Origin of the sequence: Halococcus salifodinae DSM 8989 (genome assembly GCF_000336935.1) — an archaeon.
GTDB lineage: Archaea > Halobacteriota > Halobacteria > Halobacteriales > Halococcaceae > Halococcus > Halococcus salifodinae.
This window is the reverse complement of the sequence record NZ_AOME01000028.1, coordinates 71,971-90,486: the sequence shown is the minus strand read 5'-3', so window position 1 is coordinate 90,486 and position 18,516 is coordinate 71,971. Positions and strand designations below refer to the sequence as shown.

General features: G+C 60.4%; 11 protein-coding genes and 8 pseudogenes. 14 read left to right on the top strand and 5 right to left on the bottom strand.

What is annotated here, in order from left to right; translation table 11 throughout:
• Positions 1–452: 452 nt before the first annotated feature.
• A pseudogene (locus tag C450_RS06260) lies at positions 453–1,781 on the bottom strand (phosphoenolpyruvate carboxylase); the annotation flags it as partial.
• A 258-nt stretch (positions 1,782–2,039) separates the two neighbouring features.
• Here C450_RS06260 and C450_RS06255 point away from each other — a divergent pair.
• The 3 genes and pseudogenes from C450_RS06255 to C450_RS20695 all read left to right on the top strand — a co-directional run.
• Positions 2,040–2,810 carry an SDR family NAD(P)-dependent oxidoreductase gene (locus tag C450_RS06255; protein ID WP_005041461.1) on the top strand — a complete coding sequence of 257 codons (771 nt, stop codon included), beginning with the start codon at positions 2,040–2,042 and terminating at the stop codon, positions 2,808–2,810.
• Positions 2,811–2,888: 78 nt separating this feature from the next.
• A pseudogene (locus C450_RS06250) lies at positions 2,889–3,247 on the top strand (IS66 family transposase); the annotation flags it as partial.
• Between the two features lie 126 nt (positions 3,248–3,373).
• A pseudogene (locus tag C450_RS20695) lies at positions 3,374–3,747 on the top strand (IS66 family transposase); the annotation flags it as partial.
• A 260-nt stretch (positions 3,748–4,007) separates the two neighbouring features.
• Here the strand turns inward: C450_RS20695 and C450_RS06245 are convergent.
• Positions 4,008–4,706 carry a DDE-type integrase/transposase/recombinase gene (locus C450_RS06245; RefSeq protein WP_005041455.1) on the bottom strand — a complete coding sequence of 233 codons (699 nt, stop codon included), beginning with the start codon at positions 4,704–4,706 and terminating at the stop codon, positions 4,008–4,010.
• A gap of 505 nt (positions 4,707–5,211) precedes the next feature.
• Entirely contained in the window at positions 5,212–5,997 is a 786-nt protein-coding gene (locus tag C450_RS06240) for an IS5 family transposase (protein WP_005041453.1), read from the bottom strand.
• 75 nt (positions 5,998–6,072) lie between these two features.
• Here C450_RS06240 and C450_RS06235 point away from each other — a divergent pair, with 75 nt between their 5' ends.
• The 5 genes and pseudogenes from C450_RS06235 to C450_RS06210 all read left to right on the top strand — a co-directional run bounded on the left by C450_RS06235 (position 6,073) and on the right by C450_RS06210 (position 11,900).
• Complete coding sequence (locus C450_RS06235) at positions 6,073–7,410, top strand: ISH6 family transposase (protein ID WP_005041452.1); 1,338 nt, start codon at positions 6,073–6,075, stop codon at positions 7,408–7,410.
• 302 nt (positions 7,411–7,712) lie between these two features.
• Entirely contained in the window at positions 7,713–8,915 is a 1,203-nt protein-coding gene (gene lhgO / locus C450_RS06230; RefSeq protein ID WP_049909903.1) for an L-2-hydroxyglutarate oxidase, read from the top strand.
• A 237-nt stretch (positions 8,916–9,152) separates the two neighbouring features.
• Positions 9,153–9,975 (top strand): annotated as a pseudogene (locus C450_RS20690) (phosphotransferase).
• Between the two features lie 60 nt (positions 9,976–10,035).
• Positions 10,036–11,028: an aldo/keto reductase gene (locus C450_RS06215; RefSeq protein WP_005041446.1), complete on the top strand. Its 993-nt coding sequence runs from the start codon at positions 10,036–10,038 to the stop codon at positions 11,026–11,028.
• A 59-nt stretch (positions 11,029–11,087) separates the two neighbouring features.
• Complete coding sequence (locus C450_RS06210; RefSeq protein WP_005041444.1) at positions 11,088–11,900, top strand: aldo/keto reductase; 813 nt, start codon at positions 11,088–11,090, stop codon at positions 11,898–11,900.
• A 12-nt stretch (positions 11,901–11,912) separates the two neighbouring features.
• On the opposite strand, the gene C450_RS06205 is transcribed toward C450_RS06210, so the two are convergent.
• Both C450_RS06205 and C450_RS06200 read right to left on the bottom strand, forming a co-directional pair.
• The gene (locus tag C450_RS06205) at positions 11,913–12,941 is read right to left on the bottom strand and encodes a zinc-dependent alcohol dehydrogenase (protein WP_049909900.1); all 1,029 of its coding nucleotides are present in this window, start codon (positions 12,939–12,941) and stop codon (positions 11,913–11,915) included.
• A gap of 63 nt (positions 12,942–13,004) precedes the next feature.
• A complete protein-coding gene (locus C450_RS06200; protein ID WP_005041438.1) occupies positions 13,005–13,451 on the bottom strand; it encodes a universal stress protein in 447 nt (148 codons plus the stop codon).
• Positions 13,452–13,797: 346 nt separating this feature from the next.
• On the opposite strand from C450_RS06200, the pseudogene C450_RS06195 reads away from it, so the two are divergent.
• The 6 genes and pseudogenes from C450_RS06195 to C450_RS06175 all read left to right on the top strand — a co-directional run.
• A pseudogene (locus C450_RS06195) lies at positions 13,798–14,421 on the top strand (transposase); the annotation flags it as partial.
• A gap of 74 nt (positions 14,422–14,495) precedes the next feature.
• Positions 14,496–15,777, top strand: a pseudogene (locus C450_RS06190) (IS4 family transposase).
• 13 nt (positions 15,778–15,790) lie between these two features.
• Positions 15,791–15,976: pseudogene (locus tag C450_RS06185) on the top strand (transposase); the annotation flags it as partial.
• 308 nt (positions 15,977–16,284) lie between these two features.
• Positions 16,285–16,581 (top strand): transposase, encoded by a 297-nt coding sequence (locus tag C450_RS06180; protein ID WP_049909899.1) that lies wholly within the window; start codon positions 16,285–16,287, stop codon positions 16,579–16,581.
• A 264-nt stretch (positions 16,582–16,845) separates the two neighbouring features.
• A pseudogene (locus tag C450_RS21525) lies at positions 16,846–16,983 on the top strand (IS1595 family transposase); the annotation flags it as partial.
• 636 nt (positions 16,984–17,619) lie between these two features.
• Positions 17,620–18,474 carry a tripartite tricarboxylate transporter substrate binding protein gene (locus C450_RS06175; RefSeq protein WP_449271550.1) on the top strand — a complete coding sequence of 285 codons (855 nt, stop codon included), beginning with the start codon at positions 17,620–17,622 and terminating at the stop codon, positions 18,472–18,474.
• The last annotated feature ends 42 nt before the right edge of the window (positions 18,475–18,516 follow it).

The window sequence follows — 18,516 nt, the reverse complement described above, 5'->3', positions numbered from 1 at the left end:
GCAGGGTGGGTCCAGCACCAACCAAGAATGATGTACTCTCTGAACTCGGGCAGGTAGAGTGCTCATGCACGACTGAGTTTGAAATCGATATCGGCAATCTAACTTTCGTAAATAGTTGTACGTAACAGATCAATATAACCGATCCCTGAGTCAAGGCCGACTGAGAAACTCGTCTGCAAGGTGGACCATGACAGACGAGGATTCCCCGAAAGCAGTCGGCCATTTCAACGTATGTGCTTCACCTTGAAGAACTTATGGGCAGAACACCAGAGAGTGCCAGAATATGTATATCGCTAAAGTCCATCTTTTAATGTATCGACTGAATAGCTGCAGCCCTGAACGAGTGGACGGTCCACGTCCAAGCAAGCGTCGAGACCGGTGGATTATGGCATGGATCACTGAAATCCTACCGCACCTCACTTTTTAGCCTTATCTGAACACCGCCGCATTCCTTACCCGGTGTTCTTCATGCCGGCGGCGATCCCCTTGACCGTCAGGCGCAGCGCGCGCTTTTCGGTCTCGGTCCGGTGATCGCGGTCCAGCAGATGGGTCTGGAGCACGTTCAGCGGGTCGACGTAGGGGTTCCGACGGTCGAGGCTCTCGCGGAGCCAGCCACGCTTTACGAGATCGTCGCGGTCACCGATGGTCGTGGCGAGGTCGGCGGCCCGCTCGTACTCTGCCTCGAACACCGGGAAGAAGCGTGCTTCGAGGTCGTCGTCGGCGACCGCGGCGTACTCGCTCGCGATCTCCATGTCGGTGCGTGCGAGCGCGAGCGCGGCGTTGTCGATCGTGGTTCGGAAAAAGGCCCAGTCGTCGTACATCGCCTGGAGCGTCTCCGTCGAGCCACCGTCGTCGAGGTAGGCCTCGATCCCCGCCCCGAGACCGTACCACCCAGGCAGAATACACCTGGATTGAGTCCACGAGAACACCCACGGGATCGCCCGGAGGTCCTCGACCGTGCGCTCGCCCGACCGCGACGCCGGCCGCGAGCCCATGTTGAGCTCCTCGATCACGGTGATCGGCGTGGCTTGCTCGAAGTACGACACGAATCCGTCCATGTCGAGCAGATCCTGGTAGGCCGTCCGCGCCGCGTCGGCGATCGTCGCGGCCGCGGCGAGCCACTCTGCGGGTACGTCGTCTTTGGGTTGGTCCAATGCTTGCGCCCGCGCGCGGATCTGGGCGTTCAGCATCTGTTCGAGGTTGCGTTCGGCAATGCGGGGATTGGCGTACTTCTCGGCGATCGCCTCGCCCTGTTCGGTGAACTTGACCTGGCCGTTGACGGTCTCGTTCGGCAGCGCGAGCAACGCCTCGTTCATCGGGCCACCACCCCGTGAGATCGAGCCGCCGCGGCCGTGGAACAGTCGGAGGTCGACGTCGTGATCGTCGACGATGTCGGCGAGCCGGCGCTGGTTGCGATAGAGGTCCCAGTTCGCGGCGAAAAACCCGTTCTCCTTGTTGGAGTCCGAATACCCGAGCATCACTTCCTGGACGTCGCCGCGTGCGGCGAGCGCCTGGCCGTACGCCTCGTTGTCGAACAGAGTGCCCATGATCTCGCGCGCGCCGTCGAGGGCGGCCTCGGTTTCGAGCAGCGGCACGACGTCGATTCCACAATATTCAGGGAGTTCGACTGCGCCCGCCTGATCGGCGAGGAACAGGACTTCGAGCGCGTGACTCGGCTTTTCTGCCATCGAGATGCAGTAGGTGTCGATGGCGTCCGTGCCGTATTCGCGCTGCCAGTCGTTCAGCCAATCGAACCGTTCGAGCACGCGCGCTGCGGGATCGAACAGCCCACGCGTGAAGCGGAAAGACATCGCTACGGACTTGCAGCCACGGCTGACCTGCGGTCAGCCGGCTGCGATTCCAATTCTCCTGTTCCTTCACATCCATGGTCAGTCACCCTCACGCGCTCTACTGCGCATGTCATAGATCGACCTTTGAGACTCCTTGACGTACTTCACGCTCCAGCCTTTAGCGGGTTTCTCATGGAGTCACCCTACGCCAGTAGACCTAAGAACCCACTACGGGATGTACCCATGTCTATGACCAGTGAAGCGACACCAGCAGTAGGCGTTGAGGACAGATCCGCGGTCGTCATCGGCGGGACAACCGGGATCGGACGAGCGATCGCTCTCGCATTCGCCGAGACGGGCGCGGACGTAATCGCGACTAGCCGTTCCGAAGACTCGGTCGAGAGCGTGGCGGCGGAATTACGGGAGCGGGGAGCGACGACAACTGAAGTCACCTGTGACGTTCGCAACCGAGAGTCGATCGAACGACTCTGCGAGGTTGCCGAGGACACGTTCGGATCGGTTAACCTCCTCGTTAACTCGGCCGGCTCGGTCGCGCAGGCGTCGGTCGTTGAGATGACTGAGGAGGAGTGGGAGCGTGACATCGACGTGTGTCTCACTGGTGTGTTTCACGCGTGCCAGGTGTTCGGTCGGGCGATGACAGAGGGAAGCATCGTCAACGTTTCCTCAATGTCTGCTGGACAAGCGCGTGAAGAGCGGCCCGCATACTGCGCCGCGAAAAGTGGCGTCAACGGACTCACCCGCGCCGCCGCCGCGGATCTTGCTCCGGAGATCCGCGTCAACGCCATCGCGCCAGGGTTCGTCAAGACGCCGCTCGCAGGGGAGAAGCTCGAAGACGGTTCCGAGTTCCGCGAGACCGTTGATGAACGAACACCGATGGGCCGTGTCGCGGCCCCTGAGGAGATCGCCGGTTCGGTCATTCACCTCACGAGCGACACCGCATCGTTCACTACCGGACAGGTACTGACCGTGGACGGTGGGTACGATATTAGTGCACAGTAAGTAATATACCCTCGGCCGGAAGTTTCGATAACGTACAGGGGCAAGCCGGGGCATGACGAAACCCGGAAACAAGATTTTCGGTTTGAATACGAGCAAATCCGAGCTCAGATCCAGCAGGCTGACGTGGTTCACATCGACGAAACAGGGCACAAGCTCGACGGCGAACAGATTTGGATCTGGACGTTCCGCACCGACCAGCATACGCTGTATGCCGTCCGTGAGAGTCGAGGCAGTGCCGTTCCCGAAGAAATCCTCGAAGAGGATTTCGACGGAACCATCGTCTGCGACGGCTGGACTGCCTATCCAGCCTTCAGCAAGAACCTCCAGCGGTGCTGGGCGCACATTCTGCGAGAGGCTAATACGTAGCCGACGATCACGAAGAAGCCGTACCGATCCACCAGACGCTAAAGCAGATGTACGTCGGTCTCCAGTCGGAGTGGTCTGCGTAAGAACTGAATGTCGGTCAGCGAACGACCCAGCAAGCTGGCTGCTGTCGTCCGGTTTTCTCATCATAGAAACAGCTCTACTCTGGTACCATCCAAACGTTGCGCAGATCATTCTGGCTGGAGACCGACCCATCCGAGCATCAGCGAGCACAGATGCAGAACGTCGCTCAAGCGAGTCTTGAAACCCTTGTTGACCGCTCAGTGAGCAACAAACCAGTGGCAACACTCCTCGAGAAATCGAAGGTGAACTCAACCACTGGCTGACGTTCGTCGGCGAGTCAGCTGTCTCGCCGACGAACAATGCCGCCGAAAACGCACTACGTGAACCGGTGATTCTCCGCAAACTCATCGGGACGCTTCGCAACGAGCGCGGGATGTTCGTTCATGAGACCGTGCTGTCCCTGCTGACGACGTGGAGCCAGCAGGGACAGAATCCATACGAACAGCTCCGGCGGGTTGCCCGGGACAACGAGATGATGTCACCAACTTAGGCTGTTCCCGAAGTTGCGTCGGGGTAAACACATACATCAAATGTATCGTGCATAACCTCTGTCGGGCAGCGACGTAGCTGCCGCCCGCCTTCCCCAATCGTCGCCGGAGACAGTGAGAGGCATTGCTACGACTCGGACGTTCCGGCCGCACTTACCAGTTCCCAGAATGATATACGAACTCGTTCTCAACATCGTTTCGATTCCACCTCGAAGAAATCGGAAGATGAAATCCTGAACGGGGATATCTCAGGATGGCACTGCTAGATTGAACTCTCCCGTTCGAGTGCTTCGATCGGCGGTTGATTCTCCAACGCTTGGTGGCTCCGGAGATGGTTGTAGTAGGCGGTGTAGGCAGTCAGCCACCGCTCTGCGCTGAGCTGACTGCCGTTCCATGTCTCGTGGAATTGGCCGACGCGCATGGTGTAGGTCTGAAATAGTTTCTCGACGATGTTGCGCTCGGAGTAGTTGAGATCGCCGAGAAGGTCGGTTTTGGCCAGCGTCGTCAGGTAGCCCATGCCGTCGACGAGGAACTCCGCGTCGGCGACGCGGTGTTCCTCTTTGAGTTCGCGGAGGAACATGGTTGCAGGCTCGGTTCCGCGGTTCTGAGAAAGTCGTGCTCCGAGCACGACTTTCGAATCGACGTCGATAGCGGCGTAGAGCCAGACCTTCTGCTCGTTTTCGAGCTGGATCTGTTTCTCGTCGACGGCGACGCGATCAGGTTCGGCGGTGAAGTCCTGATCGTAGTGGTCGGCGTAAGACTGGTACCAGTGGTGGATGGCGGCTCGGGTTCGGCTGACGCCGAACCACTTGCAGAGGTCGCAGCACTCCGCCAGCGACGCTGCAGCGGCGTGAGCAGCGCACGCCAGCCTGATCAACCAGGCTGGCGTGCTTGTCCGATCCGCGTCCAAAGACGGTACATCCGAGCAGTTCGTGACCTCCACCTGGAGTTCTTCGAGCATGGTTCCAACTACCTCGAAGAACTCCGCTCAGTTCAACCTCAATCTAGCAGTGCCCTCAGGATCGAACCACCAGCGGGCGGCGGCTTCAATAAGGCCGGTAATAGTTATGTCTGCTCGGCTCTATTGAATCCGCAGAGGGAGATCGGAAACCTACACATATTGCTGGTAGATGAGCGATTACGGTAGAAATTGCGGTAAGCGGGATCATCGCCAGAAGGCGTGGGGATTCATCTAACTGGTTTCGCCAGCGATGCCGCGAGCGAGGATAGGTTTGGTCCTCGCTCGCGGATCAATCCGGGGCTATCTCTGCTCCTGCTGGTAGTTGCAGAATCTTCGCAGCGGGTGGCTGAACACAGCCGGAAATACGCGCGATTCTAGCTCCAATCCCTACGCCGTCGGTGGATTCAATAGAACCGTCTGCTCTGTAGGACCGCTATACGCGGCTTGATTTTGGCGTTTTCACTCAGCTCACCGCCGAGCAGAAACCGGCATACAGCGATTGACTCTACGGATATCTAACTGTTCGACGAAGGTTGTAGACGGCACACTTCAGGATCATTTCTCGAAACTCCAGATGCCAGCTCCGCGCACGCACGGCGGAGCCGAGCGTGCGCTTGATCGCCGAAAACGCCGTTTCAACCATCCAGCGGCGATTGTAGCTGTCCGAGTCCATGCGGGCGTTGTGAGCGTAATCGGGCGAGTTGTGCAGCCGATGCTTGATGAGTGGACGAACTCCGTTCTCGCGGAGTTCGTCCCGGAAAGCTTTCGCGTCGTAGCCTTTGTCTGCAGCCAGACTGAGCAGGTCGCCGGCGTTGCGCCGGGCGACCTGCGGGCCGATCTTCGCGTCGTGTTCCTTCGTGGTAGTGCAGTGAACGTCGGTGACGTAGAGCGTCTCGACGTCGACGAGGGTCGTGACCTTCAGCGAGCGGACGCGGTAGTGCGCTCGCTGAACGTAGTGGCGGCTGGGCTGATCGCGGTCGAAGCCGGTTGCATCGACCGCAGCATGGCCAGTGCGTTTCTCGGCTGACGCGCCGAGAAACGCACGCCAGCAAGCCATCGAGATGGTCTCGAACCAGTCGCGGAGGGCTGTGTAGTGCGGCAACCGCGTCAAACCGATCTCTTCGAGAATGCCCGGCATCTCGCTGAGGAGATCGATTGTTTGGCGGTAAGATTTCCCGAGTTCAATCCGCAGAGCATGGAGGGTGAGCATCGCCCATTCGGCGAACCCGCCGACCCCGAACGGGGCGGCGGGTTCGTCGGGGTTAGCGACAACTTGTTGGTCGTGTCGCAAAGCGGTCTAGACCTCGGTAGCAACTGACTCCCCTCAGGAAGGGGTTGTCTCTGGTGACCAAACCGAGACCACCCCATGCACGCTGAAATCAACGTGCGGTTCGAACTCAGTATCGACGACGACAAAACCATACCGCTCGCCGCACTCGCCGAGTTCGTCACCGACCAGAACATCGAATCGGTACTTCTCGAAGAACTGGTCGAGAGCCTCGACGCGGCTCGCGTCGAGGCGCTCTGTGGCGAAAAATACGCCCACGGCAACGGTGACCAGCGTTTCCAGCGCCGCGGCACCGACCCCCGCACAGCCGTTACAACCGCCGGCGAACACGAGTTCGACCTCCACTACGTCGAAGATACAGCCGCTGGCCACGACGAACCGAGCTATCTTCGGCCCGTCGAAGACGTCATCGACTTCGACGGGCAGAATCGCTATCAACAGGATATCGCGGCCAAGAGCGTCGATCTCGCTACTTCTCTCAGCTATCGAGATGCCGCCGATCACGGCGACGGCTTCGTTTCGATGCCGTCGCCAGACACCATCAACCGCCGTGCCAAAGAATACGGCAGCAAACTCAAGCAGTTCCTTCCTGACTGTGTTGCGGGAACGGACGCTGATGCTATCATCGCCGACGGAACGAAGTGTCACAGCCAAGACGAAGACCGCTCATACCACTCCGTTCAAGCAACGCTTGGCGAGGATACTGCCGGGGACTCGCGGTCTCTGCTGGATCTGTCGATCAACGCCGACTGGGATGAGACAGCAGCCGCTCTCGACGATATCGATGCAGTCACTGACGACGCTGCGGTCGTCAGTGACGCTGATGACAGTATCGTCACGGCGTTTACCGACGAAACCCGCGAGCATCAGCTCGACCTCGTCCACGTCGGCCGGACGCTAGGCTACAATCTCTGGGATGACGGCGTGTTCTCCTTGGAGCGGCGCACCGAGATCGTTACAGAGGTGATCGACGAGGTGTTCCATCTGAAGAATTCGGTTGCCAAGCACCGACCTGAAGAGGAGTTCGCGGCGATCCGCGAACGGATCGCGCGAACGACCAAGCGCATTGAGAAGACAGCGTGGCAACTCTCACAGTTCGGTTCGAGGAAGGCTGCGGGGTATCTCCGGCGGTGGTTGCCGTCGATAGTGATGTTCGCCGAGCAGGCTCTTGAGGGGTTCGAGGTGCCGTGGACCTCGAACCCCGTGGAACGAGCGATGGGAGAAGTTGCCAAGCGCTGCAAGAACCAGTGGATGAGCTGGACAGAGGCCGGATTAGAAGCATTGCTCCAACTTAGACTCGTGAAGTACGCCAATCCAGGCCACTACCGAACATTCTTCGACGAACTCCTCAACCGATCAACCAAAACAACCATGAGCTGTGACCTCACAGTCGAGGCTACCAGAGGCAAAGTCTAGAGGACTTTGCGACGCGACCAACTTGTTTAGCTTTCGCAACCGATTCTCGGGTGAAGAGGCGGATTTCCGATGTCACAACAATCCGCCTCTTCGCTTTCTACCACGATAACCTCATCAGAGCCGCTCCGTCTAGCGATCCTACAGAGCCGTTATGTCGACTAGTTCCGAATGGCAACCGCTACGCGAGTGGTGGCCCGTCCTCAGCCAAATCGTTAGAAACCTCATAGAATGTCGGAACAACGAGGGGTGGACTGCACCGAGCACCACATATAACCTGTCGGCACCGGAACCCTGCCACAACGATGATGTACCACGACGTCACTATTGTCGGTGGCGGCTGTGTCGGGCTGTCGGTCGCGAAGCACCTCTCCGAGCTGACCGACCTTGACGTCGCAGTCTTGGAGAAGGAACACCACCTCGCGGCCCATCAAAGCGGCCGAAACTCGGGCGTGCTCCACCCGGGATTCAACTACCCACAGGGCTCGAAGAAGGCGCGGTTCGCCATCGAAGGCACTAGCCGGATGAAGGAGTACTGCGCCGAACACGATATTCCCTGCGACGAGCACGGCGTACTCGTGGTGGCGCAAGACGACAGCGAGGAGGCGCGCCTCGACGACCTCGCCAGGCAGGCCGAAGCAAACGGGGTCGAGTATGAACTCCTCGACTCGCAAACCGAGATCCGCGAGCATGAGCCGTACGCGGCTGGGAAGGCTGCGCTGTACGCGCCGGAGGCTGCGTCCGTGGACTCCCAGCAGTACGTCTACGAACTCGCCAGAGAGGTACAGGATGCGGGTGTTGACCTCTACACGGGCTACGAGGTCACGCGCGTAGAGAAGATGGCCGGCGGCTACCACCTCGCGACGACCAACGGCCACTTTGAAGCGATGTACCTCGTGAACGCGGCGGGCCTGCACGCGGACGAGCTCGCTCACCAAGTCGGTGTCGGCGAGCGCTACCAGGTGGTGCCGTTCCGCGGCGAGTACTACGAGGTCCGCCCTGAGAGCGCGGATCTTTGCCGGACGATGATATACCCGACGCCGGACCCCGAACTCCCGTTCCTCGGCGTCCACTACACGCGCCGCACCGACGGAAAGATCATTGTCGGGCCGAACGCCGTGCTCGCGTTCGGCCGGGAGGCGTACGACAACACGGACATCAACCCCCGCGACCTCTACGAGACACTCACCTATGAGGGATTCCGGAAACTCCTCTCGTCGAAGCTGATGGTGAAGGTCGCGTGGGATGAAATCAACAAGTCCTACCGGAAGGAGAAGTTCACGGAGGCTTCCCAGCGGTTGGTCCCGGACATTCGCTCGGAGGACCTCCAGCAGAGTTACGCAGGTATCCGCGCGCAGCTCGTCAGCGACGACGGCGAGCTCGTGAAGGACCCACTGTTCGTCGAGCGCGAGAACGCCGTCCACATCCTCAACGCAGTCTCTCCCGGGCTGACGTCGTCGCTGCCGTTCGGCGAGCACATCGCGGAAACGCTCGCGGAGAAGATCTGATTCCTGAAGACGAGAACTTCCAGACGCGTCCAAGCCGCACGCCATCGTCACGGGCGGCACGCGCGGCCTCGCGGCCGCTGGCGCGGGACGATGGGGGTCTGACCACTCAGCGAGAGCAGGTCCGTAAGATCTTCGAAATCCCTCATATCCGGACATTCACCGGGAACGCATATTAGGCTATGATCGCCTGTGAGCGCGACCTATAGTTATTCGGACGGTGGTTGTGAACGGGAAGCTATGAGCAAAGACAGTTCAGAGTACTTCGAGCGCCTCGTTGACGAGGACGCGCTCGCGGCGTACTTCCGCGAGGAACCCGACGAGGCAGCAACGCTCGACGTCGAGCGACACGCGGAGGGGCACTCCAACGAGACGCTGTTAGTGGTGTAGGGCGACCGACGGCTGATGGTCCGGCGGCCGCTGCCGGGCGAGACGGCGGAAACGGCCCATAACGTGCTCCGTGAGTACCGCGTCGTCGACGCGCTCCATGACACGGACGTGCCGGTGCCGACGACGGTGGCGGCCTGCGAAGCCTACTCCATCATCAGAAGAGACTTCTACGTGATGGAGCGCGAGCGCGTCGACGTGCTCCGCGATAACAAGCCAGAGCGGTTCGCACAGCCGGAGCGACGCCAAAAGCTCGACAACGTGATGTTTTTGCCGGTCGACGAGCGCGAAATCGTCGCGGTGTTCGAATAGGAGATAGCGACGCTTGGCGACCCGCGTGCAGGCCTCGGGTGGATGCTGAGCTACTGGCGGGACCCCAAGGACCCAGACCTCGGAATTCTGGAGTTCGTCACACCGTTCATGGTGCGCGAGGGCTACCCGACGCGGACCGATCTCGTAGTGCGTTGGGAAGAAGGGACAGACGGGCTGGCGTTCGAACACGAGCACTTCTACCGCGCCCTCGCCGTTTACAAGCTCGCCGCGCTCGGAGGAATGTTCGACCGGCGCTACCTCACGAGGAACGCCGACATCCCGATGCATCCTGCGATGGAGGGGGCGTGTCCCGGGGCTGGCCTCACGCACCGCGCGCATCATCGACGGCGAGGAGCCGCTATAGTCCGCCAATGTTACTCCCCAACCCCTAACTTGATAGCCTCCGCCTGACAAGTAGTGACCGATGCAGTACGAGACCCTCGGTAACACTGACGTCGAAGTGAGTCGCGTCGGCCTTGGCCTCTGGAACATCAGCGGCGGGTCGGACTGGGAGAAGACCGACGAGGATCAGGCTGTCAAGACCATACACGCTGCCCACGACGCGGGCGTGAACTTCTTCGACACGGCGGAAGCGTACGGCGACGGCTACTCCGAGGAAGTGCTCGGAAAAACCCTCGACAGCCTTGACCGTGACGACGTGGTGGTCGCGAGCAAGGTCTCTCCGGACAACCTCGCGTACGACGACCTGAAGGCCAGCTGCGAGGCCAGCCTTGATAGGCTCAGCACGGATTACATCGATGTCTACTACGTCCACTACCAGAACCCAGAAATTCCGATTTCGGAGACGATGCGCGCGCTGAAAGAGTTACAGGAGGAGGGCCGGATTCGGGTACTGGCTGTCTCAAACACGGGGCCGGCGGACCTCAAAGCGACGCTGGAGGCGGGCCGCGTGGAGGCGAACCAGGTGCCGTACAACCTCCTCTGGCGGGCCATCGAGCACGAGGTGGCCGGCGGTTGCCGGGAGAGCAACGTCGACCTCGTGGCGTACAGCCCGCTCGCACAGGGGCTGCTCACCGGCGAGTACGACGCAATCGAGGAATACCCGACCGGCCGGATGCGCACGCGGCACTTCTCCAGGGACCGTCTGGAAGCCCGCCACAGCGAGACAGGTACAGAGAGGGAGACGTTCGAGACTATCGAACGAATCAGAGACCTCTGTGAGGAGTACGACCGTGACATGGTGGAGGTGGCGCTCGCGTGGCCGCTCCACCAGCCGAGGGTTACGTCTGTGCTCGCGGGCGCAAGTTCACCCGAGCACGCGCGGGCGAACGCGGCGGCTGCGGACGTCTCTCTCTCCGAGGATTTGCTGGCGGACCTCGACGACGCGACCAGCGACCTGAAGGCGACGCTCGGGCCGAACCCCGACCCGTGGCAGTCGGACTCCCGGTACAACTGACGGCGCCGAGCGCCGCCCACACCCTTAGACTTAACCGAACTACCGTCACATCTGGTAGTATGCCTGTTAGCATCCCTGGGATCGGGCTGGGCACCTACTCGAACACGGACAAAGACCAGTGGAAGGAGAACGTCTGCACTGCGCTCGAAGCGGGCTACCGGCACGTCGACACCGCGGAGGCGTACGACAACGAGCAGTACGTCGGCGCGGGAATCGAGGCCGCGAGCGTGGACCGAGACGACGTGTTCCTCGCGACGAAGGTCGCACACCCCGACTCACCAGTGCCGGAGCGCGAGGACGTGCTCTCGATGGTGGACAGCTGTCTCGACCGACTGCGCACGGACCACGTCAACCTGCTGTACGTCCATTGGCCGGCCGACCCCTACGACCCCGAGACCACGCTCGGGGCGTTCCAGGAACTGTACGACGACGGGAAGATAGAGCACGTCGGCATCTCGAACTTCGAACCGGAGACGCTGGACACCGCCCACGAGGTGCTGGACGCACCGATCGTCGCGAACCAGATAGAGTGCCACCCGCTCCTCCAGCAGGAGGACCTCCGCGAGTACGCGCGCCGCCACGACCACTGGATCGTCGCGTTCTGCCCGCTCGCGCAGGGAGAGGTCTTCGACCACCCCGAGATTCAGGCGGTCGCGGAGAAACACAACGCGTCGCCAGCGCAGGTGTCGCTGGCGTGGCTGCTCTCGAAGGACAACGTTGCGGTCATCCCGAAGGCGTCCAGCGAGGCGCACATGTGGGACAACCTCGCCGCGCAGGACCTCGATCTCGACGACGAGGACATCGCGAAAATCGACGGCATCGAGCGCGAGCACCGCATCATCGACCGCGAGTACGCGCGCTGGCGGAACTGACGGATATTTTTTTCAGGCGAACGTGAACACGGGCTTGCAGGTCTCGGCGTTCAGGAATCCCTCGAAGGCGGCGGTCGGGTCGTCGACGCTGTACGAGCGGTCGACGAGGGCGTCGACATCGATAGTGTCGTTCTCCATCAGCCGGACAGCCTGCTCGAAGTTCCGCCACTTCGAGCCGTAGGACGTCTCGATGGTGATTTCGCCGCGGACGACGGGTGTCACGAACAGTTCGCTGGGCGCCCCAGGGAGGCCGATGACGACCACCTCGCCGCCCTTCCGGACGTGGTCGACGCCCATCTCGACTCCCGTGTGGTGGCCGGTCGTGTCGAACACCGTGTCGAAGCCGATGCTGTCGGTGAACGACTCGTGGCGGTCCTCTGGGGGCTCGTTCTCGACGTTGATTGTCTCGATGCCAATGTCATCCAGTAACGGGAGACGGTACTGGGTGTCTGGCTTGAGCCCTGACACGAGGACATTCGCGCCTATCGAGTCAGCGACGACGGCAGTCAGCACGCCAATCGGCCCCGGGCCCTCGACGAGGACGTTGTCGCCGGGCGTCACCGACGACTGTGTGAACACCGCACGCGTCGCGATACTCGCCGGCTCCGTGATGGCGGCGTGCTCTAGCGGGATGGAGTCCGGGACGTAGTGGACGAACGACTCGTCGACGGTGACGTACTCGGCGTACGCGCCGTCCCGGTGCATCCCCCTGATAGAGAAGTTCCGGCAGACATTCGCCTGCCCGTTCTTGCACTGGAAGCACCTGCCGCAGCTGTGAATCGGCTCTTCGACGACATGGTCGCCGACTGAGAGGCTGGAGACGTCGTTGCCGGTCCCGACGACGGTGCCGGCGTACTCGTGGCCCATGATGCGCGGAATTGGAATCCACTTGTACCCGTCCTCGTACGTGTACGCGTGCGCATCGCTGCCGCAGAGGCCGGCGCTATGCACCTCGATTAGTACCTCGTCGTCGTCCGGCGTCGGTGAGTCCCGCTGCTGTACCTCCACTGCTCTCGTTCCGGTTTGGACGATGGCTCTCATGGGTGTCACCGCGCGGAGCGCGTTCAGCTAGTCATTGTTGGACGTTCACAAGTAAGTATGGGTTCACTCCTCGTCAGTGCTCTCGTCCGGGGGAATCGTCACGACTGGGCGGTCGGCCTCCAGCAGAATGGCCTGCGCGGTGCTTCCGAACAGCGCCTTTCCGATGGGCGAGCGCTTTCGGCCGCTGATGACGATGTACTCGGCGTCGTGCTCCTCGGCGTGCCGGAGAATCTCGTTCTCTGGGTAGCCGACGAGGCCGACAGCCATGTAGTCGTCCGTGACGGCGCTGGCGACGCTCGCGGCGTGTGTGCGGGCGCGCTCCTCGTCGTCCATCTCAACGGGGTCCGCAGAGCCGTCAATGGCTTCAAGGCGCACGCGTTCGGTCGTCTCGTACTGGCCGGCAACGTGGACGACGTGCAGTTCGATGTCGAATCGGTCGCTCAGCTTCGCCGCTTCCGCGACTAGATTCTCGACAGTGTCTGAGCGATCGACTGCAACGATAACTGGCATACTTCCGATTCACACTATCGTCACATAAATCATTCGCGGGGTTTGGCCATCCAACTCGGGTGTTGGTCTGCGGGACACTAACGATCTCGCTCTTGTCTGTACTTCTGCGGTTGAGCGGCGTCGCTATCTCTCCGCGCGACCTACAGGGATACATGAATAAGACTTCATACAGAACTCATACTCCGAAAATCGCTATCCGACGGTTCCTCGCTCCCCTTCGGAGCGCGTTCATAGTGTCTAAGGGCTCTATTGAATCCGACGACGGCGTCGGGGTGAGTCGTCAGAGCGATTGAGATGAAGCGGAAGAGAATCTTTTCCACAAAGACTCCTCTTCCGCTTCGTCAAACTGGCTGTCTCGATCGCACGAAAACTTACTGATGCAGCGCTGATGCAGATCAGCCATCCCACCGGCAACGGAGTTGCCGGCTGGAAGCACGCCGTCTTGCACTTTCTCCGTGAACATATGGACGCGACACTCGCTGAAGTCCTCGATTGGGCCGAGGAGATGGAACGCATACGAGCCGCGCTCGTCCTCGAGCGTGGCGAGTTCCTTGGCCCGTCTGCGCTGTGCAGGTCCCTCGATCGAGCACCGATGACCATCTGACGAGAGCTGCTCCGACTCTCGTCGGAGTTGCTCGACCAGTCCGGTCACGCCGCCATCGATGCCACCTATTTCGACCGCAGAGAAGCATCGAGCCACTATCTCAAGCGGTGTGATCGAGATGTAAAGACCGTACAAGCGACGTTTCTCGTCGATACCGCGCAGGGCGCGGTCATCGACGTCCATTGCAGTGCGAAGTTGCCCAACGGAACGAACGTTGGCCCGCAGGTCGCCCTGCGGAACGCGGGCGACCTGCTCAGTCTCGCCGCCGACAAGGGCTACGATGATATGAGCTTCCGCGAGGAGTTGCGTGCTAAAGACGTGCGTCCGCTGATCAAACACCGTGTCTTCGCACCGTACGATCACGCACCATCCGTCTTCGGTTAAGAGCTAAATCGCAAGCCGACGGCTACCTGTGGCAGTAGTAATGAGGAGAGGATAACATGGACGAACTCTCCTCGGAAGCGATCCGTTCTCTCCTGACTTCGCTGTTTCCCTCACAGATGATCGACGACCTCGCGCGCAAGCGCGGGGTCGTCGTCCGTGACCGGAAAATCGACGTCAGGATGCTGGTGTGGACGCTCGTCGTGGGCTTCGCCGTCGGCGGCGAAGCCCGCTCCATCGCTGGCTATCGCCGTGCCTACGAGACAGCAACCGACCAGACGCTCGTTCCGTCCAGTTTCTACGACCGCTTCACCGAGGAGTTGGCGACGCTCCTGCGCGACCTCCTCGACGGCGTGGTCGAGGAGGTCGCTGTCCCTCACACCCTCGCTCCTGCCTTCGAGCAGTTCCGCGACGTTATCGCTGTTGACGTGACAATCGTGCGGTTGTGCCGGTTTCTCCCGGAGTTCAAAGCGACTCATGCGGACGAGTCGGGGCTGACGCTCTATCTCGTCCGAGATCACCGACGAAACCACTCATGAGAGCACGTTATTCGAGACAGGTTCGTGGCTGTGTGGGCGGCTCTTCCTCCTGGATCGAGGCTTTTTCAAGTTCCGTCGATTCGCGCTGATCGACGAGAACGACGGCTTCTTCGTGAGCCGTCTCAAGGCGAGTTCGAATCCAATGGTGGCCGAAGAATTGCAGGAATGGCCCGGCCGGGCCATTCCGCTTGAGGACAAGCGAATCTACGACGTGGTTGGGGATCTGTACCGGGAGCACATCGACGTTGAAGTTGAGGTCACCTTCCAGCGACGAGTGTACAATGGGGTGCAGTCATGGGACACCAAGCGGTTCCGAGTCGTCGGCGTCCTCGTCACGGACGCCGACGACGGCTATCGGTTGTACATCACGAATTTACCGCACGAGAAGTTTAGCCCCGACGAGATTTCCACGCTGTACCGAGCGCGGTGGGTGATAGAATTACTGTTCAGGGAACTGAAATCGCGGTATTCGCTGGATGAGTTTGAGACAGAGAAGGCTCATATCGTGAAGATACAGGTGGTGGCGGCTCTGCTGACACTGGTAGTCAGCAGAGCCATCCTTCGAGAGTTCGTGGATCATGCCGAAGAACAGGGCGAGGAGTGCGTGTTCCCGACGGAACGCTGGGCGGCGACCTTCCGGTCGCTCGCCCAGCTCATTCTGCAGGAGATCGCCGCTGGGTACGGCTATCCACCGCCGAATCTCGGTGAGATCCTGTATCGGGAAGCCAGACAACCGGCACCGTCACGACTCACACTGCTTGAGGAGGTGAACGCCGAGTTGTGTGGCGGTTCTCCAGCTTAACCGAAGACGGATGGATCACGCACATAACGCGCGGATCGAGGACGAACTCTACAACCAGCGCTCGATCTGTGAGACCGTGAACTCGGTGATCAAGCGCTCGTACGGCTCCGCCGTCCGAGCACGGGCATGGTATCGCCAGTTCCGTGAGATCACGCTCACCGCCGCGGTCTACAACCTCGAACTGGCTCTCAAACCGTGAATTCCACTACCCTCTGTGGATTCAATAGAGCTGTGTCTAAGAGAAGTTTTGCACATAGGTCAGTGCTGATTCGCCGTCTGTAGACTCAGAGACGCGAACTCTCTCCTCACCCATGCCCAGAACTTACCTGAATCACTAACGACGCGCTCCGATGGATCAACATAGTCACGAGCAGCAAACACGTGGAACGTTGCTCCAGCGTATGTTGAAGGCCTGATTCGGTCGGGAACTCACAAGACTCTTCGCGGTATCGGGAAACGACTCGCGATAAACGAACACAGGGTCCGCCGCTTCATTAGCGAAAGTCCGTGGAACACGATGCTGTTCAGAACCATCTCAATCGCCAGATTCCAGAGACAATCGCATCGCCTCAGGCGATGCTGATCGTCGACGATGTCAATGTCCTCAAACACGGCCACCAGAGTGCTGGCATCGCTCAACAATACGCTGGCTCGATCGGCAAAATCACCTCCTGTCAAGTTGGGGTCGATCTTGTTTCGGCGGTTCCGGGCGTGGCCCGGAACGCCGATCACCTCACATGGCCGCTCGGACTCGAACTGTATCTTCCGCGCCAGTGGGTTGAAGACACAGAATTCGAACAATGACGCCAGCAGTGTGATCTTCCTGAAGACATCTCCTTCTGGACAAAGCCGCAAATCGCGCTTGAACATGATTGGCGTCTCCGCTGGGGCTGTGGCGTGAACAGGAAAGCCTCGTATTCGTGCTCGATGGCACAAGATTTCGCTTCTTATCACGATCAGACCATTCTTCCATTACGTGCTTGACGCACTAGCTATGGCACGATCTCAACTAGCTCCCGTCTCTCTTGTTCACGCCCAGGGGCATAGGTGCGGGATTTTCATGGCTTCTTCCTCCGCCAGTGGCTGGCGAAGTTCAGAGGCGTCTCGAAGCACCACTTCCAGAAATACCTCGGCTTCTTCGGACTGAAACTCAACTCACTAGACGACTGGTTCGAGAAACTGCTGTGTTACGATGTATCGGGATGAGCGCTCTTTTTTGCCGACGGACGAATCGGTCTATCGAATCGTGCAGCAGTATCTTCAACCGACGTCAGGAGGACTGGTGAGGTGGACTTCTTAGACAGGCTCCTAGTTGTCAGCCTTTGCCACCCCATCCCTGTTCCATGCTCTAGGGATTAGCAGGCTTTCATACTATCACTGCCGAGTATGGAAAACCTTAACTGTAGTGGCTATCATCGGTCAGTATGGTGGATGATACCATACTAAATAGGCGTGATTTCGTGAAAGTAGCGGGTTCAGGGTCCGCAATCAGCATGATCAGCCTCGCCGGCTGTACCTCCCTGTCCGGAAGCGGCGGGAGCAACGGAAGTGGCGGGAGCAACGGAAGTGGCGGGAGCAACGGAAGTGGCGGGAGCAACGGAAGTGGCGGGAGCAACGGAAGCGGCGGGAGCAACGGAAGCGGCGGGAGCAACGGAAGCGGCGGGAGCAACGGAAGTGGCGGGAGCAACGGAAGTGGCGGGAGCAACGGAAGTGGCGGGAGCAACGGAAGCGGCGGGAGCAACGNGCGGGAGCAACGGAAGCGGCGGGAGCAACGGAAGCGGCGGGAGCAACGGAAGTGGCGGGAGCAACGGAAGCGGCGGGTTCCCGAGCCAGGACATCCAGATGATCTGCCCGTGGGCCGAAGGCGGCGGGACAGACCAAACAGGCCGACAGTTGGCAAGCGGCCTCAGTAACACGTGGGGCGTCGCCGCGTATGTCGAGAACCAGACCGGTGGTACCGGGAGCGTTGGATTCAACGCCATCGCGAACGCAGAACCCGACGGCTACACGGTCGGCGTCCTCACCGTCGAGATCGCCACTATCTCGCACCTCGGCATCGCAGACGTGAGCCCCGAGGATGTCAAACCGGTGATGCAGTACAACTTCGACCCGGCAGCGCTCACCGTCCATGAGGATGCCCCGTACGGCACCCTCCAGGAGTTCATTGACTACGCGTCGGACAACCCCGGCGAGATCAGCGTCTCGAACTCCGGACCGGGGGGCATCTGGCACCTCTCGGCAGCCGGGTTCGCGCTCGAAGCCGGCATCGAACTCGAGCACGTCGGCTACGACGGCGGCGCGCCCGCGACCCAAGCTGTCGTCAGCGGCGAAGTCGAAGCCACGACGTCCAGCGCCCCCGAGGTGCTCTCGCAGGTCGAAGACGGCCCGCTCGAGACACTGGCCGTCTTCGGCGAGGAGAAGGTCGACATCATGCCCGACGTCCCGACTCTCCAGAATGAGGGCGTCGACTTCACGATGGGTGCGTGGCGCGGACTGGGCGTCCCGAACGGGACGCCGGACGACATCATCGACCAGCTGTACGAGGGCTACTACGAGGTGTACCAGTCCGACAACTTCCAATCGTTCATGGACGAAAGCGGCTTCGGGCTCGTCCACCGCGACACCGAAGAGTTCGGCGATTTCATGCAGCAGTCCTACGACAACTTCGCCGAGATTACCGACAACGTCGACGTCTAGCGTTGTCGACCCGCCTCAAGAGCCTATCATCGTTCCCACAAT